This is a genomic window from Microbacterium sp. UBA1097 (assembly GCF_002313585.1).
GTDB lineage: Bacteria > Actinomycetota > Actinomycetes > Actinomycetales > Microbacteriaceae > Microbacterium.
In genome coordinates, this window is sequence record NZ_DCBW01000005.1 from 8365 (window position 1) to 28561 (window position 20197).

17 protein-coding genes are annotated in these 20197 nt (G+C 66.7%); 12 read left to right on the forward strand and 5 right to left on the reverse strand.

Annotated elements, in window-relative coordinates; genetic code table 11:
- The 3 genes from menC to B4F19_RS00405 all read right to left on the reverse strand — a co-directional run.
- Positions 1-1024, reverse strand: a 1024-nt coding sequence (gene menC, locus B4F19_RS00395; protein WP_292732171.1) for an o-succinylbenzoate synthase, incomplete at its 3' end; no start/stop codon positions are given.
- A gap of 181 nt (positions 1025-1205) precedes the next feature.
- Positions 1206-1916, reverse strand: coding sequence for a GNAT family N-acetyltransferase (locus B4F19_RS00400; RefSeq protein WP_292725940.1), 711 nt, complete (start codon positions 1914-1916; stop codon positions 1206-1208).
- Complete coding sequence (locus B4F19_RS00405; protein WP_292732173.1) at positions 1913-2746, reverse strand: alpha/beta fold hydrolase; 834 nt, start codon at positions 2744-2746, stop codon at positions 1913-1915. The genes B4F19_RS00400 and B4F19_RS00405 overlap by 4 nt, the downstream gene beginning before the upstream one ends.
- A gap of 53 nt (positions 2747-2799) precedes the next feature.
- Here B4F19_RS00405 and B4F19_RS00410 point away from each other — a divergent pair, with 53 nt between their 5' ends.
- The 4 genes from B4F19_RS00410 (at position 2800) to B4F19_RS00425 (ending at position 7278) form a co-directional block, all read left to right on the forward strand.
- Positions 2800-4107, forward strand: a complete 1308-nt coding sequence (locus B4F19_RS00410) for a peptide synthetase (RefSeq protein ID WP_292732175.1) — start codon at positions 2800-2802, stop codon at positions 4105-4107.
- Positions 4108-4129: 22 nt separating this feature from the next.
- On the forward strand, positions 4130-5008 hold the full coding sequence (gene purU, locus B4F19_RS00415) for a formyltetrahydrofolate deformylase (RefSeq protein WP_292732177.1): 879 nt from the start codon (positions 4130-4132) through the stop codon (positions 5006-5008).
- A gap of 86 nt (positions 5009-5094) precedes the next feature.
- Entirely contained in the window at positions 5095-6471 is a 1377-nt protein-coding gene (locus B4F19_RS00420) for an NADP-dependent succinic semialdehyde dehydrogenase (RefSeq protein ID WP_292732179.1), read from the forward strand.
- Between the two features lie 96 nt (positions 6472-6567).
- Positions 6568-7278 (forward strand): Pr6Pr family membrane protein, encoded by a 711-nt coding sequence (locus B4F19_RS00425; protein WP_292732181.1) that lies wholly within the window; start codon positions 6568-6570, stop codon positions 7276-7278.
- Positions 7279-7388: 110 nt separating this feature from the next.
- On the opposite strand, the gene B4F19_RS00430 is transcribed toward B4F19_RS00425, so the two are convergent.
- On the reverse strand, positions 7389-8303 hold the full coding sequence (locus tag B4F19_RS00430) for an NADP-dependent oxidoreductase (protein ID WP_292732183.1): 915 nt from the start codon (positions 8301-8303) through the stop codon (positions 7389-7391).
- Between the two features lie 109 nt (positions 8304-8412).
- On the opposite strand from B4F19_RS00430, the gene B4F19_RS00435 reads away from it, so the two are divergent.
- The 8 genes from B4F19_RS00435 to B4F19_RS00470 all read left to right on the forward strand — a co-directional run bounded on the left by B4F19_RS00435 (position 8413) and on the right by B4F19_RS00470 (position 17173).
- Positions 8413-9165, forward strand: coding sequence for an IclR family transcriptional regulator (locus B4F19_RS00435; RefSeq protein ID WP_228178307.1), 753 nt, complete (start codon positions 8413-8415; stop codon positions 9163-9165).
- Positions 9166-9259: 94 nt separating this feature from the next.
- Positions 9260-10435 carry a 4-hydroxybenzoate 3-monooxygenase gene (locus B4F19_RS00440; RefSeq protein WP_228178306.1) on the forward strand — a complete coding sequence of 392 codons (1176 nt, stop codon included), beginning with the start codon at positions 9260-9262 and terminating at the stop codon, positions 10433-10435.
- Between the two features lie 538 nt (positions 10436-10973).
- A complete protein-coding gene (locus B4F19_RS00445) occupies positions 10974-12470 on the forward strand; it encodes an aldehyde dehydrogenase family protein (RefSeq protein WP_292728294.1) in 1497 nt (498 codons plus the stop codon).
- Between the two features lie 109 nt (positions 12471-12579).
- Positions 12580-13089 (forward strand): MarR family winged helix-turn-helix transcriptional regulator, encoded by a 510-nt coding sequence (locus B4F19_RS00450; RefSeq protein ID WP_292732185.1) that lies wholly within the window; start codon positions 12580-12582, stop codon positions 13087-13089.
- Positions 13090-13235: 146 nt separating this feature from the next.
- Positions 13236-14105, forward strand: coding sequence for a methylenetetrahydrofolate reductase (locus B4F19_RS00455; RefSeq protein ID WP_292732187.1), 870 nt, complete (start codon positions 13236-13238; stop codon positions 14103-14105).
- 19 nt (positions 14106-14124) lie between these two features.
- Positions 14125-14997, forward strand: a complete 873-nt coding sequence (gene purU / locus B4F19_RS00460) for a formyltetrahydrofolate deformylase (RefSeq protein ID WP_228178300.1) — start codon at positions 14125-14127, stop codon at positions 14995-14997.
- 34 nt (positions 14998-15031) lie between these two features.
- The gene (gene ligM / locus B4F19_RS00465; protein WP_292728298.1) at positions 15032-16444 is read left to right on the forward strand and encodes a vanillate/3-O-methylgallate O-demethylase; all 1413 of its coding nucleotides are present in this window, start codon (positions 15032-15034) and stop codon (positions 16442-16444) included.
- 135 nt (positions 16445-16579) lie between these two features.
- Positions 16580-17173, forward strand: a complete 594-nt coding sequence (locus B4F19_RS00470) for a PadR family transcriptional regulator (protein ID WP_292728301.1) — start codon at positions 16580-16582, stop codon at positions 17171-17173.
- A gap of 127 nt (positions 17174-17300) precedes the next feature.
- On the opposite strand, the gene B4F19_RS00475 is transcribed toward B4F19_RS00470, so the two are convergent.
- Positions 17301-20168 (reverse strand): DUF6351 family protein, encoded by a 2868-nt coding sequence (locus tag B4F19_RS00475; protein WP_292728303.1) that lies wholly within the window; start codon positions 20166-20168, stop codon positions 17301-17303.
- Positions 20169-20197 lie beyond the last annotated feature (29 nt).

Here is a 20197-nt window from a genome sequence, read left to right on the forward strand (position 1 = left end):
CGGCGGGCTCGGTGACGATGTCTCGATCGTAGAACCGCGAGGATGCCGAGATATCGCCCGGCAGCGTGAATCCGGGGAGGGCTGCCAGCGCAGCGTTCGCGGCGCGACCGATCCCCGTCTCGAGCATCCCGCCGCACCACACCGGCACGCCGGCCACTCGGCACAGGTCGTGAATACCCACGGCCTCGAGGTAGCCGCCCACGCGCCCCGCCTTGATGTTGATGACGGATGCCGACCCGAGCGCGAGAGCGTCGGCTGCAGCCTTCGACGACACGATCGACTCGTCCAGACACACCGGTGTGCGCAGGCGCTGGGCGAGCGTCGCATGGTCGACGAGGTCGTCCTCCTGCAGGGGCTGCTCGATCAGGAGCAAGTCGAACCTGTCGAGTTCGGCGAGGGTGTCGGCGTCAGCGAGCGTGTACGCGGAGTTGGCGTCCACCTGCAGCGGGATATCGCCGAAGGCATCCCGAACGGCGGCGGTGTCGGCGATGTCGCGGCCGGGCTTGATCTTGATCTTGATGCGGACGTACCCCTCGTCGAGGTATCCACGGACGGTGTCGACCAGAGCGGCGGGGTCGCGCTGGATGCCGACGCTCACACCCGAGGGCACGCGGTCGCGGATCGCGCCGAGGTACTGTCCGAACGGTCGCCCCTCGGCGCGCAGCGCGGCATCGAGTATCGCGAGTTCGAGCCCCGCTTTCGCCATCCGGTGCCCGACAAAGGGTTCCAAGACGGAGGCGACGTCTTCGGGGGCGAGAGTGTGCCGATCCAACAGCGCGGGGATGAGAAAGCGCAGCGACACGTCCCACGCGCCCTGCGTGTACTCGCTCGAGTACAGCGGAGACTCCTGCGTGACGATCTCACCCCAGCCGTCCCCATCGGCAGTCAGCGCCCGCGCGACGATGACCTCGCGCACCGTCTCGGTGCCGAAGGATGTCGTGAACGGCGAGACGAGCGGTAGGTGCAGCACCCGCAACTCGATTCCCTCGAGCGTCACTGTCGGAGCGGGCTGTGCGATCGGCATGCGGCCAGGCTAATCCTCGTTAGGCCAGATCGTTCAGTCGCGCCATATTGCGGGCCAACCGACCCGGCACCCGCAGTTCGGCGCGACCGAAATGGAGGCCACCATCGTTCAGTCGCGCCATATTGCGGGTCACCCAACCCACACCCCACACGAAGGCGCGACCGAAACCGGCCCGCACGACTCAGGCGTCGACGATGAGATAGCCCCGACGCTCGTCGAACCCACCGATGCGGCGGCCCGCGTTCACGTGGGTGAGCAGGGCGTCGCGGACGCGCCGTCGCTCGATGGCAGCGGCATCGGGTTCGCGGCGCCGGAGCGACTCGATGTCGCGGGGAATCGCGACGGATGCCCGGACCTCGGCATCCGTGGGGGTGGGAACCGGCGGCGCGGCCAGGGCCCACGACACCATGAGCCGATCCGATTCGTCGCCGCGGTTGACCCCGTCATCCATCGCGCCGTAGTGGTCCACGAGGTACTCGGTGACGCGCGCGCCCAGCACGGCCAGGTTGAAGTGGGCGTTGCGCGACACGAGCGGATCGAAGGTCCACGTCACGTGCCCGATGCCGCGGCGCAGCCCCCATTCGCGCTGGTGCTGCTTCAGCATCCGTCCGAAGCCCTGACCCTGGGCGCTCGGCAGGATGCCGGTGATGTGCGAGTGCATGGATCGGGCTGCGGGTTCGGCGAAGAAGGCGACGGATGCCCCGACCATCCGCTCGTCCGCGAAGAACCCGACCGCGTAGTTGCCCGAATGGGCGAGGGCGCGCAGCAGGTTCGGCGGCATGCCGGTGCGGTCCCCTCCCCACACCTCCGACAGCACCGCGGAGGCTTCGAAAACCTCTGCCACGGTGTCGAGCTCGCGGATGCTGAGCCGGGCCGATTCGGTGTCGCTCATGAGGCCCTCGGTTCGCGGACGACGGGAATCGAGCCGGTCGCGGTGAGTTCGACCCCCGCCGTGATGACGTGTTCGGCGAACAGTCCCGGCCAGGCCATGACCCCGTAGGGCGTGCGGGCAACGATGAGGCGGCTGTTCGGCAGAAGCTCGTTGAGACGTGTCGCGGTGCGAAGCGGATGCGTCGGGTCGCCCGTCCACGCCAGGATCAGCGTCGGCACATCGATGCGCGCGAGCTCCTCCTTCGGCGGCAGGTCAGCTGCCGCAGCTCCCCGCAGCACCGTCGGGAGGAGTGTCTCGTCGACCGCGGGAAGCGACTCGGGAGCATCCGCGAGGGCCGGCGGGACGGGCGTGGTGGAACCGAGCTTCACGAAAGCCTCGACACCGTGGCGTTCGATGAGCTCCGCGTTCGTTCGGTAGACCTCGGCCTGCGCGCGGCGGGTACCCCATGCCGTCGGCGGAACCATGAGGGTCAAGCTCGCGAAGCGGACCGGATCCTTGAGTGCGGCGTGCAGCATCGTGCCGGTCCCCATCGATGGCCCCACGCCGTGAACCGCTTCACCGGGAGCGACGGCATCCAGCACCGCCAGGAGGTCGTCGGCGAGGTTGTCCCACCGGTAGTCGAGCGGATCCTCGGTCCCCGTCGAGCCACCGTGGCCGCGCGCGTCGATGCGGAGGATGCGGTGATCCCGAAGGGCCCGGCCGAGGTCAAGACCGAGGTGGCTGTCTCGGCTGCGGCTGGACATCAGACCGTGCAATTGGACGACCAGCGGACCGTCATCACCGGTCACATCGAAGTCGAGTGTGGCGCCTCGAATCCGCAGCGTGTTCACGTGCCCTCCCGGGCGTCCTCTGTGCGAAACGGTTGCCGCCTAGACTACGCGCGATGCGCTTGACGAACGTCGCCCGAATGACGCTGCCCCCAGGCCGAGTCCGCAGCCTCGTGTTTCCCGCCGAGGTTCTGCCCGACACGGAGCCGCTGACGCTGTCATTCGACCAGGGTCGGCACGTCTCCGAAGGAGATCGACCCGGGTCATGGATGGCGATCTCGTTTCGCCTCCGCACACCGGCAGCCCCCGACGAGATCGCTGACGCGTGGGCCACCGTCGTCGACAGGCACGGCACCCTCAGTACCGTGTTCGATCGGGACGATGTCGGAACCGTGCGGGTACGACCGGCGCGACTGGGCGTCGGACGGTGGGTGACGCATCCGGCACCGCCCGAGCGGCTGACACGCGAAGTGCTGCGCGAAGTGCTCGACGACGGATGCCGGCCCTTCGCCACCCCCTCCCACCGGCTGTGCCTCATCGAACCCGGTGGCGGGGCCGACCCGACGATCGTGATCGCCTCCGATCACGCACACGTCGACATGTGGTCGCTTCTCGTACTCGCGCGGGATCTCGCCGAGGTCGTCGACGACGAGCGGGAGGATCGCACGCCGGGTGGGGCGCTGCCTGCACCGCGAGCGTTCGCCGAGCACTCCGCAGAGCTTGCGGCCCGCGCTCCCGCGCCCGAAGCGATCACGACCCGATGGGCGGAGATCCTGGATGCCGAGGGCGGCCAGATGCCGCTGTTCCCCCTGACGTTGGGCGACGTCGCGGGGTCGCGATCGGAGATCGTCGATGTTCGCGACGTCTTCGACGGCTCCGAGTTCGAGGCCTTCTGCGAGCGCGCCGCCGCCGCGGGGGTCCGCGCTATCGCTATCGCGGTATCGGTCATGACGCGCGTGAGCCTCGCGATGGGTGACCAGCCGCTGCGCGCGGTGTTCCCCGTGCACAGCCGGCACGATCCGCAGTGGCACGACTCGGTCGGATGGTTCATCACGAACGCCGTGATCGAGTCATCCGACCCGTCGCCCCGGGCGTGCGCCCGCGCCGTGAAGGAAGCGATCGGCCTTGGGTCGCATCCGCTTGGTCCGATCCTTGCTCCCTACGGCGGCATGCCGGCAACCCCCGGGATGTTCGCGGTCTCGTGGCTGGATACGGGGCGGCTCCCGATCGCGCCGGGCAGGCTCCGCGACATCCAATACGTGTCGGCGGTGGTGCGCACCGACGGCGTCATGATCTGGTTCATCGCGAACGAGACAGGCCTGCACCTGCGCTGCCGCTACCCCGACACCCCGGAGGCCCGCCGAAACGTCGGCGCCTGGCTGGATGCCGTCCACTCCGGGCTGCGCGAGACGATCGGCGACTGAGCGGTTCGGGCAGAATCGATCCATGCCCCCAGCCCAGCTTCCCGTCGATCACGCCTGCCTCATCGTCCATGGCACGGACTCCCCCGGCATCGTGGCGGCGGTCTCGGCGCTGATCACGCGGCAGGGCGCGAACATCGTGCAATTCGACCAGTACTCCGACAACCCTGCCGGCGGCGCCTACTTCCAGCGCGTCGTCTTCCACCGGCCCGGCCTGCGCGAGGCGCTGCCCGCGATAGAAGACGACCTTGCCACGACCCTGGGCGACGGGTTCGATCTGCAGTGGGCGATCACCGACCAGTCGGTTCCGAAGCGGATGGCGATCCTCGCCTCGAAGCAGGACCACTGTCTGCTCGACCTCCTGTGGCGTCATCGTCGCGGCGAACTGCCGGTGGAGATCCCGGTCGTCATCTCGAATCACACGGATGCCGAGGCTGATGTCACCGGTTTCGGCATCCCCTTCGTGCACGTGCCTTCGGTCGCCGGGCCCGACAAGAGCGCCAGTGAAGCCCGCATCCTCGAGGTGCTGGCTGACGCGGATGCCGACTTCGTGGTTCTCGCCCGCTACATGCAGATCCTGAGCGGCGAGTTCCTCGAGAGCGTGCGGGTGCCCGTGATCAACATTCACCACTCGTTCCTTCCAGCGTTCGTCGGCGCCCAGCCCTACCGCCAGGCGAAGACCCGCGGCGTGAAGCTCATCGGAGCGACCGCGCACTACGTCACCACCGACCTCGACGAGGGGCCGATCATCGAGCAAGACATCGTGCGGGTCACGCACGCCGACACTGCTGCAGACCTCGAACGACGTGGCGCTGACGTGGAACGTGCAGTGCTTTCGCGCGCCGTGCTCTGGCACGCGCAAGATCGCGTCATCCGTCACGGAAACCACACCATCGTCTTCTGACCGCTCGGCCCCACGGGGCACATTGTCGCGACACCGAAGCGCCGGATAGGCTCGCGGAGTCCCCTATCTCGAGGAAGAGGCAGCTCATGGCCATTGCAGTGACAAATCCTGCGACCGGCGAAGTCATCGAAACCTTCGAGCCTCACGATGAGGCCGAGGTCGAGCGCCGCATTGCCGCCGCACAGTCGGCGTTCGTCGCGCTGCGCGATACGACGTTCGCCGAGCGCGCCGGATGGATGCGCAAGGCTGCCGAGCTGCTGGAAGCTGACGTCGACGAGATGGCGCGCACCATCACGATCGAGATGGGGCGTCCCCTCGCCCAGTCGCGAGCCGAGGTGCTCAAGTGCGCTCGCGGATGCCGGTTCTACGCCGACAACGCCGAGGACTTCCTGGCCACAGAGGAGCTTGCCGACCCCTCGTCGGTGAAGGCCTCGGCCGCCGGGACCCGCTGGGCACCGCTGGGCGTCGTGCTTGCGGTCATGCCCTGGAATTACCCGCTGTGGCAGGTGATGCGCTTCGCTGCCCCGGCGCTCATGGCCGGCAACACGGGGCTACTGAAGCACGCCTCTAACGTTCCGCGTTCCGCGCTCTACCTTGACACTCTCTTCGAGCGCGCCGGATTCCCGGTCGGCTCCTTCCACACGCTGCTCATCCCGGCATCCGGAGTCGAGCGGGTCCTCCGCGACTCGCGGGTCGTGGCCGCGACCCTGACCGGTTCGGAGCCCGCCGGTCGCTCGCTCGCTTCCATCGCGGGCAGCGAGGTCAAGCACGTCGTGCTCGAGCTCGGTGGCTCGGATCCGTTCGTCGTGATGCCGACGGCGGACCTCGATGCTGCGGCATCCGTCGCTGTCACCGCCCGAAACCAGAACAACGGGCAGTCGTGTATCGCTGCCAAGCGGTTCATCGTCCACACTGACGTCTACGACGACTTCGTGGGGCGTTTCGTGCAGAAGACGGCGGCTCTGCGCGTGGGCGACCCTTTGGAGGACGGAACCGATGTCGGCCCTGTCGCGACCGAGAGCGGTCGGGATGAGCTTGCCGAACTCGTTGGCGATGCGATCGAGCGCGGCGCACAGGTGCTGACGGGCGGCTCCGTTCCCGACCGCCCGGGCTGGTTCTACCCGCCGACCGTCCTCGCCGGCATCACGCGGGACATGCGCCTGTTCCAGGAGGAGGCGTTCGGCCCCGTGGCTACCGTCTACCGGGTCGACTCTCGCGAGGAGGCCGTCGAGATCGCCAACGCGACGACGTTCGGTCTGTCATCCTCGCTGTGGAGCTCCGACGACGACGAGATCAACTGGTTCATCGACCGCCTCGAAGCCGGCGCTGTGTTCGTCAACGGCATGACGGTCTCACACCCCGAGCTGCCCTTCGGCGGAATCAAGAACTCGGGCGTTGGCCGCGAGCTTGCCGCAGCAGGCATCCGAGAGTTCATGAATCTGAAGACAGTCTGGCGCGCCTAGCCGCCCGCGTTCGTTTGCCGCAACACGCCGCCCGACGGATGCCGAGCGCACACTTTGCGGCAAACGAGAAGCCTGCACTCGATGAAGAGAGCCCGCATGAATCGCCGCGACCACATGGGACCACTCATCCTCCGCGGTGCCATCGTGGCGGCGCTCGCGACAGGCCTGCTCCTCGGCGAGCGCCTGCTCCCGTACTTCACGAGTCAAAGCAGCATCATCGCGCTGGCCTACGTCGTAACGACGCTGGTTGTGATGATCCAGCGACGCACGAGCCCCCCTCCGGCGCCGCGTCTTCGGGGTGCCGTCACATTTTGGCTCCTGACAACGGCGCTGATCTCGCACATCTTGAACAACCGGGGCGAGAGCCCGCTGCCCGGCCTCGTCGTCGCGGACCCAGCGCTCGCGATCGACAACTGGGGGCTCTTCCTGCTGCACTACGTGGCGCCGGGGCTCGTCCTCCTGGACTGGGCACTCTTCGGGCCGCATGGCATCGTCCGCTGGCGCGACACGCTGCTGTGGCTGCTCTACCCGATCGGCTATGGCGTGGTGATGATCGCGCGCGGTGCGCTTCTGCCGGAGATCAACGTGCGCTACCCCTACCCGTTCCTCGATCCGACGCTCAACGGCGTCGACGGAATGCTCCTGGCGCTCTTACGGGTCGTCGTGATGCTCGCGGTGATCTCCCTTGCGGTCGTGGCTCTCGACCGTCTGTCGGGGTTCGTCTCGCGCCGGCTGACGGCACCATCCATCGATCCCGCCGCACCGCCATCTACCGCGAGCGCGCCGAGTGAGGTCACGGACCACTGAGGGTGTTCACCCCGGCTACGTGTGCCCGGTTCGCTTGCCGCAACACGCCGCCCGACGGATGCCGAGCGCACAGTTTGCGGCAAACGAACCGCAGGGGCTCGGCGCATCCGTCAGGGAAGGACGACGATCTTGCCGGGGTCGTGCGAGGACTCGAGCGCCTGGAATGCCGCCACCACGTCGTCCAGCGGGTACGTAGCCACAACCGGGAAGACGATCCTGCCGGCGGCGATGTCTTCGCCGAGGGCCCGAAGGTTCTCCGGCGTGCGGGCCTCCCGCTCGACATTGTGTACGCCCAGTTCGTCGAGGGCCGCGTAGGCGGCGATCGCGACCATCCGGTCGGCGGGAACGCCCAGAACGACCCCGGCATCGAGCGCGTCGCGGCCGTGGCAATCCATGACGGCCGTGATCTCGCCGAGTTCGCGCACCCTGTCGGCGAGTCCGTCGCCGTACTCGACCGGCTCGACGCCGAGCGATCGCAAGAAGTCGTGGTTGGCGACGGATGCCGACCCGATCACTCGCGCTCCGCGTGCGATCGCGAGCTGCGAGGCCACCAGTCCGACGGCGCCGCTCGCGCCACCGACCAGCACGACATCGTCCTCGTCGACCGGGACGGTTGCCAAACACGACACCGCGGTCAGGCCAGCAACATGCAGCCCACCGGCGACCTCGACCGCAAGCCCCTCGGGCCGCCGTGCGATCTCTGCCGCGTTCGCGACCACCTGATCGGCGATCGCGCCCGCGGCGCGGCCCATGACGGCATCCCCGACAGAGACCGGCGTCCCGTCCGCATAGGCGGCCCCCTCGCCGACCGCGATGACGGTGCCGGCGAAGTCGCTACCGATGCGTCGCGGAAACGGGGCGTCCGAGGGGATGAATCCGCCGCGAGCCTTCGCGTCGTAGGGGTTCAGCCCGGCAGCTTCGACGGCGACCAGCACCTTCCGTGCGTCCGGCGAAGGGTCTTCGACCTCGGTCACGAACAGGACCTCGGGTCCTCCGACTTCGTTGTACATGGCCGCGCGGGTCATACCTCGAGCGTAGCGAGGCGGGCGCCGATGCGGACCGAGCAGGGCTATATGAATCCCACGGGAAACCTCGGCGCCTGCGTGGCCGATCGGCACATGCCAAGCTGTCGCCATGGCGAACTCGCCCACCGGTGACTCGATGACAGAGCGCATCGTGCGCGTCCTGGAGACCTTCACGTCCGAACGGACCGTGCAGTCGGCATCCGAGATCGGTCGACGGTCGGGGCTCCCGTCCTCCAGCGCCCACCGCATCGTGGATGACCTCGTTTCGGCCGGCCTGCTCGATCGGGACGAGGATGCGCAGATCCGCCTGGGCATGCGCCTGTGGGAACTCGCCCTGCGCGGATCCTCGGCACTACGCCTGCGAACGGCGGCCCTCCCTCACATGGAGGCGGTGCAAACGACGATCCGCGAGCACACGCAGCTCGCCGTACGCGAGAAGGACGAAGCGCTGTTCATCGAACGTCTCTCGCATCCGGATGCCGGTGCCAACATCACGCGCATCGCTGGTCGGCTTCCGCTGCACGCCTCGTCGTCGGGCCTCGTCCTGCTCGCCTACGCGCCGGCGGCGGTGCGCGCGAGTGTTCTGGGCGGCCCGTTGCGCGCCGTGTCAGGCGAGACCATCACCGACCCGCGGACACTCGAGCGCGTGATTGCGGGGATCCGACGCGACGGTGTGGCTATCGCGCCCGGATCGATTCAGTCGGTGTCCACGGGTGTGGCGGTTCCGCTTCGCCACGAAGGCGAAGTCGTGGCCGCGTTATCCGTCGTGCTTCCCCGGGATGCCGACCCGACGCCGGCAGTCGCCGCGCTGCGGGATGCAGTCGCAGCGATCGAGAGCGATCTTCGACGCCAGCGACTCTGACCGCGATCTGGTCCCGTTCAATGGGAAAGTGCCGGTTCGAACCGGTCTGATGTTGCAGACTCGGCGAAGACCCGCATCCGTCGAAGGAGACGCCATGTCCACCGTCCGCACTCAGGTTGCCATTGTCGGCGCCGGCCCCGCCGGGCTGCTGCTGTCACACCTTCTTGCCGCCCGAGGCATCGACTCGATCGTGCTCGATCAGCGCACCCGCGAGGAGATCGAGAAGACGATCCGCGCCGGCATCCTGGAATACCCCACCGTGCAGCTCCTCGACGAGACCGGCGCCTCCCCGCGCGTGAAGTCTGTCGGAAACCGCCACGACGGCATCGAGCTTCGGTTCCAGGGCGAGGGGCATCGGATCGACTTCCCCGCGCTCACGGGTCGCAGTGTCTGGCTCTTCCCGCAGCACGAGGTGCTCATCGACCTGATCGCGGTACGCCTGGCTGCCGGGCAGGATCTTCGGTTCGGTGTCACCGTCGACCGTGTCGAAGACATCGAGACCGATCGACCCCGCGTGTTCGCGACGAACCCTGACGGCTCGCCGCTGGAGATTGAGGCCGACTTCATCGTGGGCGGTGACGGCTCCCGCAGCCTGGTCCGCGCCGCCGTCACCGGATCGTCGACCGGCGGATACTTCCGCGAGTATCCGTTCGCCTGGTTCGGCATCCTGTGCGAAGCGCCACCAAGCTCGGAAGAGCTGATCTACAGCAACTCCCCGAGCGGCTTCGCTCTCATCAGCCAGCGCAGCGCCACCGTGCAGCGGATGTACTTCCAGTGCGATCCGGAGACCGATCCGAACGCGATGAGCGAGGCCGAGATCTGGGAGACCCTGCAATCGTGCGTTCCCGGCACGACGCTGCAGGAGGGGCCCATCTTCCAGCGGGACGTGCTGCGGTTCCGCAGCTTCGTCGCTTACGAACTGCGGCGCGGACGCGCGGCCCTTGTCGGGGATGCCGCCCACACCGTTCCGCCGACGGGAGCCAAGGGCATGAACCTCGCCGTCGCCGACGTCGTACTGCTCGACCGGGCACTCGGAGCGCTGCTCAACGACGGCGACGAGCGCCTGCTGGATTCTTACGCCGAGACGGCCCTGCAGCGCATCTGGAAGGCTCAGCATTTCTCGTGGTGGATGACGAGCATGCTGCACCTGACTCCCGAGGCATCCGACTTCGATCGCCGCCGCCAGATCGGCGAACTGCGTTCGGTCGTCGAGTCCGAAGCAGGCCAGACCTACCTCGCGGAGGCCTACACGGGCTGGCAGTTCGCGTAAGGAGCCGGGCGCCGAGGTTGGTGGGGTCGACATTAAGTCCGTACTCGAACAGCACGGTGAAGATGTCGGCAGAGGACAGATCACCGCCGATGTGCACTGCTCCCTCGTACGTACCGCACAGGTTCAGGAGCTTCTGACGAAGCTCGAAAGCGAGATCCTCGAGTTCCTCGACGCTCCGACGCTCCTGCGCTACAGGGGACGTTCGACCCATCACATGCCTCCTCATCGATGACAGGAGAGCGACGGACCGCGGGGGTCATCATCGACTCTCGTTCGGGTGGCCACCGGCTCAGCCGGGGCGACGCAGTGACGCTAACACAAACTCATTTACAAGTAAACAGGAATGCACCTAAACTCGTTGAAGCGTCATCCTGGTGATTGGGTGCACGGCATGGTCGGACGTCTCCCGCGGCATCCGAATTGTCCGAAGACGGTTACCAACGCCACGACGGCGCTGCACAATGGACTCGCGCCGCCCGGCGCGGGGAGGGTGCTACGGCATCCGAAATCAGGAAGACAACACACAGAGAGGTGCAGGATGTCTGACACGTTGACGCAGGCTGGTGTACGGACCGGTCTGTTCATCGGGGGAACCGAACGGTTCACCGACGAGACGCTGAAGATCGCGGACCCGGGAAAGCCGGGCGCGGTTGTCGGCGAGGCCGCGTCCGCTTCGACGCAGGACGTCGCCGACGCGGTTGCTGCCGCGAAAGAGGCTTTTCCGGCGTGGGCGGCTCTGGGCGCGAAAGAGCGCGCACGCCTGATGGCCGAGGCGATCGCCGGGATCGCGGATGACCGTGACGAGGACGCGGCGATCCTCTCGCAAGAGAACGGCAAGGTCCGCTTCGAGGCGTGGGTCGACGCACTCGTGTTCGAGATCCGCTGGAACCTTGCTCTCATGCTCGCCGACGAGGTCGACACCGACCACACCCTCCCCGCGGTGCCCGGCGCGATCCCCGTCGACACGAAGGTGTCGTACCAGCCGCTGGGTGTGACCACGATCATCGTCCCGTTCAACTGGCCGATCGCGATCCTGGGCGCAGCCCTTCCGCACGCGCTGCTGGCCGGGAACACGGCGATCGTCAAGCCGCCGCTGACCGCGCCGCTTGCCACCGCCAAGCTCGTGCAGCGCGTAGCAGAGAAGCTCCCGCCCGGGGTGCTGAACATCGTCACCGGCAAGGACGAGAACATGTCGGGCCTGATTCAGAACACCGACATCGCAAAGGTTTGCTTCACCGGATCGGTGAACGGCGGCAAGCGGATGATGGAGATGGCCTCGAAGACGCTCACTCGGGTCACCCTGGAACTGGGCGGCAACGACGCGGCGATCTTCCTCGAAGACGCCGTCATCGACGACACCCACCTTGACCGCCTGTACGCCGCGATCTACGACACCACCGGCCAGATCTGCATGAACGCCAAGCGCGTCTACGTGCACCGCTCGCGCCTCGACGAGGTCGTGAACGGTCTGTCCGACCGCCTGAGCAAGGCAGTCATCGGGTACGGCCTCGATGAGGGGACCACGATGGGCCCGCTCCACTCGTCGGCGCAGAAAGCGTTCGTGGAGGAACTCATCCAGGAGGCCAAGGATGCCGGCGCCGACGTGCGCGAGTTCGGCGAGCTGCCCGGTGGGGAGCTCGCGGGCGGCAACTTCATGCGCCCGGCGATCGTGGTAGACCCCGACCCGAACCTGCGCGTTGTCACCATGGAGCAGTTCGGCCCCGTCATCCCGATCATCCCCTTCGACTCCGAAGACGACGCCATCCGCCTGGCCAACGACACCTGGGCAGGCCTGTGCGGGTCGGTGTGGACGGGAAGCCCCGAAGCTGCTCAGCGGGTGGGAGGCGCGCTCGAGTGCGGATACGTCTGGGTCAACGACCACGGCGCCACCCGCCTCGACCTGCGTGCTCCGTTCGGCGGCATGAAGCAGTCCGGCATCGGTCGCGAGCAGGGTATCGAAGGCATCCGTGCGTTCCAGGACACCCGCTCGATCGCAACCATCGACCCCGAAGCCCTCGCGGCGATGGCGCACTAAGAAGCACCTCACACGATCGGGGTCGGGCAGATTCCTCGCCCGACCCCGATCGTCTACTACTGTCACTCCCAACCCGACCAGACTCAGATCCCGACGCGCGAAGGACCACATGGACCGGCTCGATCAACGCATCCAGTGGGAACCACTTCAGAACACCGTCGACCCCGATAACTTCACGCCGCGCCTGCTCGCGCTGCTGTCCAATGCTCTGGTGTGGCGAGAATCGAACGAGCTGAGACGCCGTTTCGGCCTCGGCACCAACGACTGGCGGGTGATTTCGGTCCTGGCGCTTAACCCCGGATTCTCCGCGACCGAGGTCTCCGAGTTCATCGGCGTCAACAAGGCAGTGGTCTCCAAGAGCGTGAACACGCTCGTCGGCAGGGGGCTGATCGTCCTGCTGGACGGCCCCCGGGGTTCCCGGCCCATGTACCTGACACGCGACGGCGTCGAGATGCACGACGACATGCTCCCGATCTCGATGAGGGGCCAGGACATCATCCTCGCCCACCTCTCACCCGACGAGATCACGAGCCTCAATGCTCTGCTGCAGCGGATGCTCGTCGACGCGCGCGAGCTGCAGATCCTCGAGAACGAGACCGCCGCGAGCCGAGCGCGCTGAGCGGCGCCTTCCCGAGGAGGGGATATCCGACCGGGCGTCGGGTATCCCCTCCTCGCTTTCGTACCTCTAGACATTGCCTATGCCCATAGGTAAAATTGCTGCAGACTGCAACGACGCACTCCTGGCAGCGGAAAGGACCACTCGCCATGGCACACGCCACACCGACGACCGAGTCGGCCAAACGTCTCGTCGAGGGCTACTCCCTCGAGATCACCGGAAAAGAGAAGGACGTCGTCGGTCTCACCGAGGCCGCCTCGCTCATCCCGGCCGGGACGAAGGTCAACGTGACCTTCCTCGGGAACGAAGACCTGCCGATGCGGGTAGCTGCAGCCAAGGCCGTCAAAGAGCTCGGGTTCGTCCCCGTCCCGCACATCTCTGCGCGCCGCATCGCATCCCAGGCGCAGCTCGAGGAATTCCTCAGCGCACTTGCCGAGATCGGCGCCACCGAGCACGTGTTCGCGGTCGGCGGCGACCCCGCGACGACGGAGGGCCCCTACCCCGACGCGCTGACGATGATCCGTTCGGGAGTCCTGCAGCAGTACGGCGTCAAGGAGGTGTCGATCGCCGGCTACCCCGAGGGCCACCCCGACATCGCCACCGACGTCCTGTGGCAGCACCTCGAAGACAAATCTGCCGCCCTGAAGGATGCCGGCCTGGATGCCGTGATCCTCACCCAGTTCAGCTTCGACACCGACCCGGTGATGGCGTGGATCAAGGGTGTTCGCGACCGCGGCATCGACACCCAGATCCGCCTCGGCACGCCCGGCCCCGCCGGCATCAAGCGCCTCATCTCGTTCGCGTCGCGCTTCGGCGTGGGAGCCAACGCGATGATCGTAAAGAAGTACGGCTTCTCGCTGACGAACCTCATGGGTTCCGCGGGACCTGACAAGTTCGTTTCCGATCTCGCCGCGCTGTTCGACGCTGACCCTTCGGTCGGCGCCGTGAAGCTGCACATGTACACGTTCGGTGGCCTGGAAGCTACGGCGACGTGGGCCCGCGACTTCATCGCGAAGTGAGCGGGGAGGACTTGACGCCATGACGGTACACAACGAAGCACTGCGCGATCACGCCTGCCTGATCGTCCACGGCCCTGACCAGCCCGGCCTGGTCGCGGCGGTCACCGGCCTGATCACGCGCCACAAGGCGAACATCGTGAGTCTTGATCAGTACTCCGACAACCCCGAAGGCGGCGCCTTCTTCCAGCGCGTCGTCTTCCACCGACCGGACTTGACGGCGGCGTTCGAAGAGATCGAAAGCGACATCGCCGAGACGCTCGAGCCGTACGGGATGACCTGGCGACTCACCGACCAGTCGATTCCCAAACGCATGGCAGTGCTCGCCTCAACCTCGGACCACTGTCTTCTCGATCTGCTGTGGCGTCACCGCCGCGGCGAGCTCCCCGTATCGATCCCGATGGTGATCTCCAATCACACCAACATGGCCGAGGACGTCCGAAGCTTCGGCATCCCGTTCTTCCACGTGCCCTCCCAGGGGCCGGACAAGTCGGCTGCCGAAGCCGAGATCGTGAAGCTGCTCGCGGGCAACGTCGACTTCGTCGTCCTCGCGCGGTACATGCAGATCCTCTCCGAGGACTTCATCGACGACGTCGCAGTCCCGGTCATCAACATCCACCACTCGTTCCTTCCCGCCTTCATCGGCGCTGGTCCCTACCGCAAGGCGAAGGAACGCGGCGTGAAGCTGATCGGCGCAACGAGCCACTACGTGACCAAGGACCTCGACGAAGGACCCATCATCGAGCAGGACGTCGTACGGGTCACCCACGCCGACTCCGCCGCCGACCTGCAACGCCGCGGCGCCGACGTCGAACGGGCAGTCCTCTCGCGCGCCGTGCTGTGGCACGCACAAGACCGCGTCATCCGACACGGCAACCACACCGTCGTCTTCTGACCCTGACCATCACCACCCCAAAGAAAGGTTCATCGTGGCACCTCAGAATCTGCAGCAGGTCATCGACGCGGCGGGCTCGCCCGTCGAGTTGCTGCGCAACTCCCAGATCGGCTCGTACATCTACCCCGTCGTGCCAGCCGACTTCACCAACTGGATCAAGGAACAGAAGGCGTGGCGCGACACCGCCGTGCTCTACGACCAGTCCCACCACATGGACAACGTGTTCCTCAAGGGGTCGGATGCCATCAAGCTGATCTCCGACACCGCCATCAACTCCGTCGCGAACTTCCCGGTCAACAAGGCCAAGCAGTACGTTCCCACGACGGCTTCGGGACACGTCATCGGCGACGGCATCCTGTTCCGCGAAGCCGAAGACGAATACGTCTATGTCGGCCGCGCGCCCGCATCGAACTGGCTCATGTTCCACGGCGAGACCGGCGGCTACCAGAACCTGGACGTCGAGGTCGACCGCCGCTCGAACTCGCGCCCGTACGGTGACGCCGTCTCGCGCAAGTACTACCGCTTCCAGATCCAGGGCCCGAACGCCTGGGCCGTGATCGAAAAACTCAACGGCGGACCGCTCGAGAAGCTCGGCTTCTTCAACATGTCGGAGATGAAGATCGGCGGCATGAACGTGCGTACTCTGCGTCACGGCATGGCCGGCGCCCCCGGCCTGGAGATCTGGGGCCCCTACGCCGACCACCACAAGATCCGCGACCTGATCGTCGAGGCTGGCGCCGAGTTCGGCCTCCTGCCCGTCGGTTCGCGGGCTTACCCGTCGAACACGCTCGAGTCGGGCTGGATTCCTTCCCCGCTTCCCGCGATCTACACCGGCGCCGAGGAGCAGGCGTACCGTGACTGGCTGCCGGCGAACTCGTACGAGGCGACCGGAACGCTCGCCGGGTCGTTCGTGTCCGAGAACATCGAGGACTACTACCTGACGCCCTGGGAGCTCGGCTACGGGTCGTTCGTCAAGTTCGACCACGACTTCATCGGTCGCGACGCGCTCGAGAAGATGGACCCGGCCGCACAGCGCAAGAAGGTCACCCTCGCGTGGAATGCCGAGGACCTCGGCAAGGTCTGGACGTCGCTGCTGAACGTCGACGGCCCGAACTACAAGTTCTTCGACCTGCCGCTGGCGAACTACGGCTCGGCCAACTACGACGCTGTCGTGGATGCCGATGGAACGGTCGTCGGCTACTCGATGTTCACCGGCTACTCGTCCAACGAGCGCCGCGGCCTGTCGCTGGCTACCGTGTCACCCGATGTCCCCGAGGGCACCGAGCTCAAGGTCGTCTGGGGCGAGCCGAACGGTGGCTCGAAGAAGGCATCCGTCGAACCGCACGAGCAGACTGAGGTCCGCGTCGTCGTGAGCCCCGTGCCCTACTCGACGGTCGCCCGCCAGACCTACCACGGCGGCTGGCGCACCGGCTACAAGAACGACTGAGTAGACGAGAACACCCCGCGAGACTGCATCCTGCCCGCGAGACAGCACACGCAACACGCTGTCTCGCGGCGCGGGTGCAGTCTCGCGACATATCGGTAGCATCACGGGAGCGGATTCGACAGGAAGGGGCATGCCGTGAGCCTTCGCTACGCGCTCCTCGCGCTGCTGCGGGTCGGACCGCTATCGGGGTATGAACTGGCCAAACAGTTCACGCAGTCCGTGGGTCATGTCTGGCACGCCCCGGACTCGCAGATATACCCGGAACTGCGCAAGATGGAAGCTGACGGGCTCATTGAAGCCGAAGAGCAAGCCCGCGGCGAGCGCGGCACACGGCGCATGTATCACGTCACGGATGCCGGCGACCAGGCGTTCCTCGCCTGGATGGCCTCCCCGCTCGAGTATCAGCGGGTACGCGACCCAGCCCACCTGCGCGCCGCGTACCTGGAGTCCGCGTCACCGGAGGCCGCCAGAGAGTTCTTCCTGCGGCACATCGAGCAGTGGGAAGGCGAACTCGCCCAGTGGGACGGTGAGCTCCGCAAGATCGACCACGTCGATCCACCGAACCCCATGCTGGAACGGCGCTTGAAGGCGTCGCCGGAGCAGGAGCACGAGCGCATCGTGGCCTACAAGCATTTCGCGTACGAAGGCCTCGTGGAACGGGCCAAGAGTGAGATCGCCTGGGCCCGACGCGGCCTGGACCTGGTCGACAAGCTCGACGGCGGCTCCTGACCCGAGCCGCCCGTCGACACGTCGATGCTGCGCCCGGCAATCATCCGTCCAGTCGGCGCAACTGAGGGGCCCCACCGGAGTGGAACCCCTCAGTGCTCTCAGGTGGACCGCGTCCACCTGAGACGTGTCAGTTTTCTCCGTCTCCGTTTCCGTCTGCCATGGCGAAGCGTCGACGAAGGATGACGACCACACCGCCGATCGCGATCAGCAGCGCGGCTGCCAGCGCGAGTCCCCACGGCGCGTTGGCACCGAGGGCTCCGAGGTCACCCGCGCGCTGCACCACGATCGCGATGCGGATCGGCTCCAGCGTGCCTGACGTGATCTCGAGCGTGTGCGCGCCCGGCGTGAAGTCCGCAGGGATCGCGACCGTGAACGACACGGTGCCGCTGCTCGATGCCGGCGGGATGCCGGTGATGACGTACGGATCGCTGTACACCGTTGCCGCAACCTGCTGGCCGGGCGCCAGTCCCGCGAGATTGACTGTGAACGAGCCGCCCTGCGCGACACTGGTGGAGCTCAGAGTGACGGTTGCCCACTCCTCACCGGGCGTCTCGCTCGGGTCTGGCGTCGGATCGGTCGGCGTTGGCGTCGGCTCCGGGCGCGCACCCACCGCGGCGGTCACTTCGGAGACCGCCGTCACCGGCACGAACCCGTCAGCGGACGCTGTCACACGCACGGTGATGCGCGAGCCGTCCTGCGCCGCTGTGGGAACGAAGGTCGCACCATCCTCGCCTTCGATCGGCACCCCGTCGGCGAGCCACTGGAACGCGAGGGTCGCGCCGCCCGTCGACGAGCTTGCATCACCGGTCAGGGTTTCCCCGATGTACGCGTCCCCGCTGATCGTGGGACCCGTCAGCGCGGTTCGCTGCGTCGTACCGAAATCCAGCCATGTACCCGCCAACTCGGCGTACCCCTGGCTTGGCTGCGTCCAGTCGCACACACCGTCGGGGAAGGTCGCCTGAAGCTCATCCCACTGCTGGTCTGTCATCGTCGGATAGTCAGAGCGCTGCGGCGCCACCAGCTGGCACTTCATTACGTCGCGCGACAGCGGCTCGCCCGCCTCATAACGGGGCTCCGAGTGATACGGATACAGGGTGTTGCATGCGGTGGTGGGGTCGTCGTAATCCACTGTCTCAGCGATGAAGTCGCCCGCGGAATCGAAGCAGCCGTCACTCAGCCCATCAGGACGGGCTGCGACGGTTCGAGCCCGATCGCCGGGTCCGCCAGCTTCGACGATTGCGTCAAGCCACTCCTCGAGCCGGTCGAGCGCCGACACACGCATCGCCGACGAGATCGCCGGGTTGGTCGAACTCGTCCAACTGACGTGCGTGTCAGCGTTGCCCCACGCTTCGAGCATCCGCTCGCGGATGATGGCGGAGCGGTAGCGCTCGTGGAAGTCGCCCTGCATGTCGGTGTACGGACGGATCTCGATGACCGGGATGTACTCGAGCCCTCCGGTCATCATGTTGATACGTCCCGTCTCGAACGCCCGCTGGATGGCTTCCACGCTGGCAACCGAACGCTCCTCGGTGCGCGCACCGTCGACATCCATCCCGCCTGCGTTCGCGTTCAGCGACAGGAACTTGTCGATCGAGATCTCGTCGTCGAGCAGCGCGTTGAGGCCGTACTGGACACCTACGTTGTCGGGCACGATTCGCAGTCCGCGCCCCTCGGAGTCCACGCCATAGACGTTCTTCACCATGTCAGCGATCGTGCAGCGCAGTCCCTCTGGGTTGCTCGGCGACCACCGGTCGGCGACCGGAATCGCATTGTTGCATCCGCGGTTCGGATCATCCACACCGTCGAAGAACGTGAAGCCGAAGCATGTGAAGGTGCTCGCGTGACCCGTCACTGCCAGCTTCTCGGCATCCGACCAGCCGGCACCTTCATCGGAGTTCCAGTAGTTGAGCAGATTGCGGCAGTCGTGCCCGGCTACGGTGGTGGACCGTTCGTCCGGGTACCCGATCTCACCGAGTACCCCATCGATGATTCCGGGGTAGTTGTTCGATAGCAGCAGCTGCTGCATCGTTCCGGCAGATCCGCCGTACCCGATCGTGTACTCGAGCGGACCCAGGCTCTCGACGACATGCTCTTTCACCATCGTCGCGGTCTCGGCGCTGGTGACGTCGTTGCAGTTCTGGGCGTAGACGTTGAATGTGCCCGATGCGACAGCGTAGCCGCGGCTCAGCAGCAGGTCGTTTTCGACACCGCCCGTTGACGTGCCCTGCCAATAGCCGACGCCACATGCGCCGCCGAAGGTGTACGCGAGCTTGCCGTTCCAGCCGTCGCCGGCGGTCCACGGGGTGAGTTCCGGCTCACTCGGCTCACGGATCACGGCGAACTCGTAAACAGCCCTGTTTATCGTGCCGCGCTCAATTCGCACGATGTACGGTACTTCCTGACCCTCGACGGTCGTGGTCGCGAGGTCGCCAGGAGTGCTTCCGTCGGTGGGATAGTCGGCGAAGGAGCCTCCCGTGGTGCGGTAACGGTAGGTGACCGTGGCTTCGGCCACGTGACAGTTCTCATCGGTTGGGCCGAGATTCCAGGGCGCATCGGACGCCGTGCAGTACATGGGGTGCTGCGGTCCCGAGAAGACGGGGCCCCATGCCGGGTGGTTGGTGACCTCGATTTCAGCCGCCGAACTCCCGTCCGCCTCCAAGACCTCGATCTGGCTGACGCCCTCGGGAAGGCCGTCGACGAGCCCGACGAGTTCGCCCCCCAGCTCCGCGAAGCGATCTGTGACATCAATGCCGGCCGCCGTGATCCTCATCGCCTCATCAGCTCCGGCGACTGAGATGAGGGCGTCGCCTGCGCTGACCGCGTCCGGCCTGCTGGAAACCACCTCCAGGGTTACGTCGCTCGCAGACATCGCGGCCTGCGACGGCACGAGTAAGGCGGCGATCAGTCCGACCGTCGCGACAGCGCCCGCGCCGATGGGCGCGCGCGGATGAGATCTGTGCATGAACTCCTCCAGGAAGGGAACGTCGTTGTCCACAACGGCAGCACTGCCGCTGGCACCGATAG

What these genes read in the sequence shown, in the direction of transcription:
- B4F19_RS00400 (WP_292725940.1), bottom strand. Translation starts at nt 1,916, where the DNA reads ATGAGCGACACCGAATCGGCCCGGCTCAGCATCCGCGAGCTCGACACC.
- B4F19_RS00410 (WP_292732175.1), top strand. Translation starts at nt 2,800, where the DNA reads ATGCGCTTGACGAACGTCGCCCGAATGACGCTGCCCCCAGGCCGAGTC.
- purU (WP_292732177.1), top strand. Translation starts at nt 4,130, where the DNA reads ATGCCCCCAGCCCAGCTTCCCGTCGATCACGCCTGCCTCATCGTCCAT.
- B4F19_RS00420 (WP_292732179.1), top strand. Translation starts at nt 5,095, where the DNA reads ATGGCCATTGCAGTGACAAATCCTGCGACCGGCGAAGTCATCGAAACC.
- B4F19_RS00425 (WP_292732181.1), top strand. Translation starts at nt 6,568, where the DNA reads ATGAATCGCCGCGACCACATGGGACCACTCATCCTCCGCGGTGCCATC.
- B4F19_RS00430 (WP_292732183.1), bottom strand. Translation starts at nt 8,303, where the DNA reads ATGACCCGCGCGGCCATGTACAACGAAGTCGGAGGACCCGAGGTCCTG.
- B4F19_RS00435 (WP_228178307.1), top strand. Translation starts at nt 8,413, where the DNA reads ATGGCGAACTCGCCCACCGGTGACTCGATGACAGAGCGCATCGTGCGC.
- B4F19_RS00440 (WP_228178306.1), top strand. Translation starts at nt 9,260, where the DNA reads ATGTCCACCGTCCGCACTCAGGTTGCCATTGTCGGCGCCGGCCCCGCC.
- B4F19_RS00445 (WP_292728294.1), top strand. Translation starts at nt 10,974, where the DNA reads ATGTCTGACACGTTGACGCAGGCTGGTGTACGGACCGGTCTGTTCATC.
- B4F19_RS00450 (WP_292732185.1), top strand. Translation starts at nt 12,580, where the DNA reads ATGGACCGGCTCGATCAACGCATCCAGTGGGAACCACTTCAGAACACC.
- B4F19_RS00455 (WP_292732187.1), top strand. Translation starts at nt 13,236, where the DNA reads ATGGCACACGCCACACCGACGACCGAGTCGGCCAAACGTCTCGTCGAG.
- purU (WP_228178300.1), top strand. Translation starts at nt 14,125, where the DNA reads ATGACGGTACACAACGAAGCACTGCGCGATCACGCCTGCCTGATCGTC.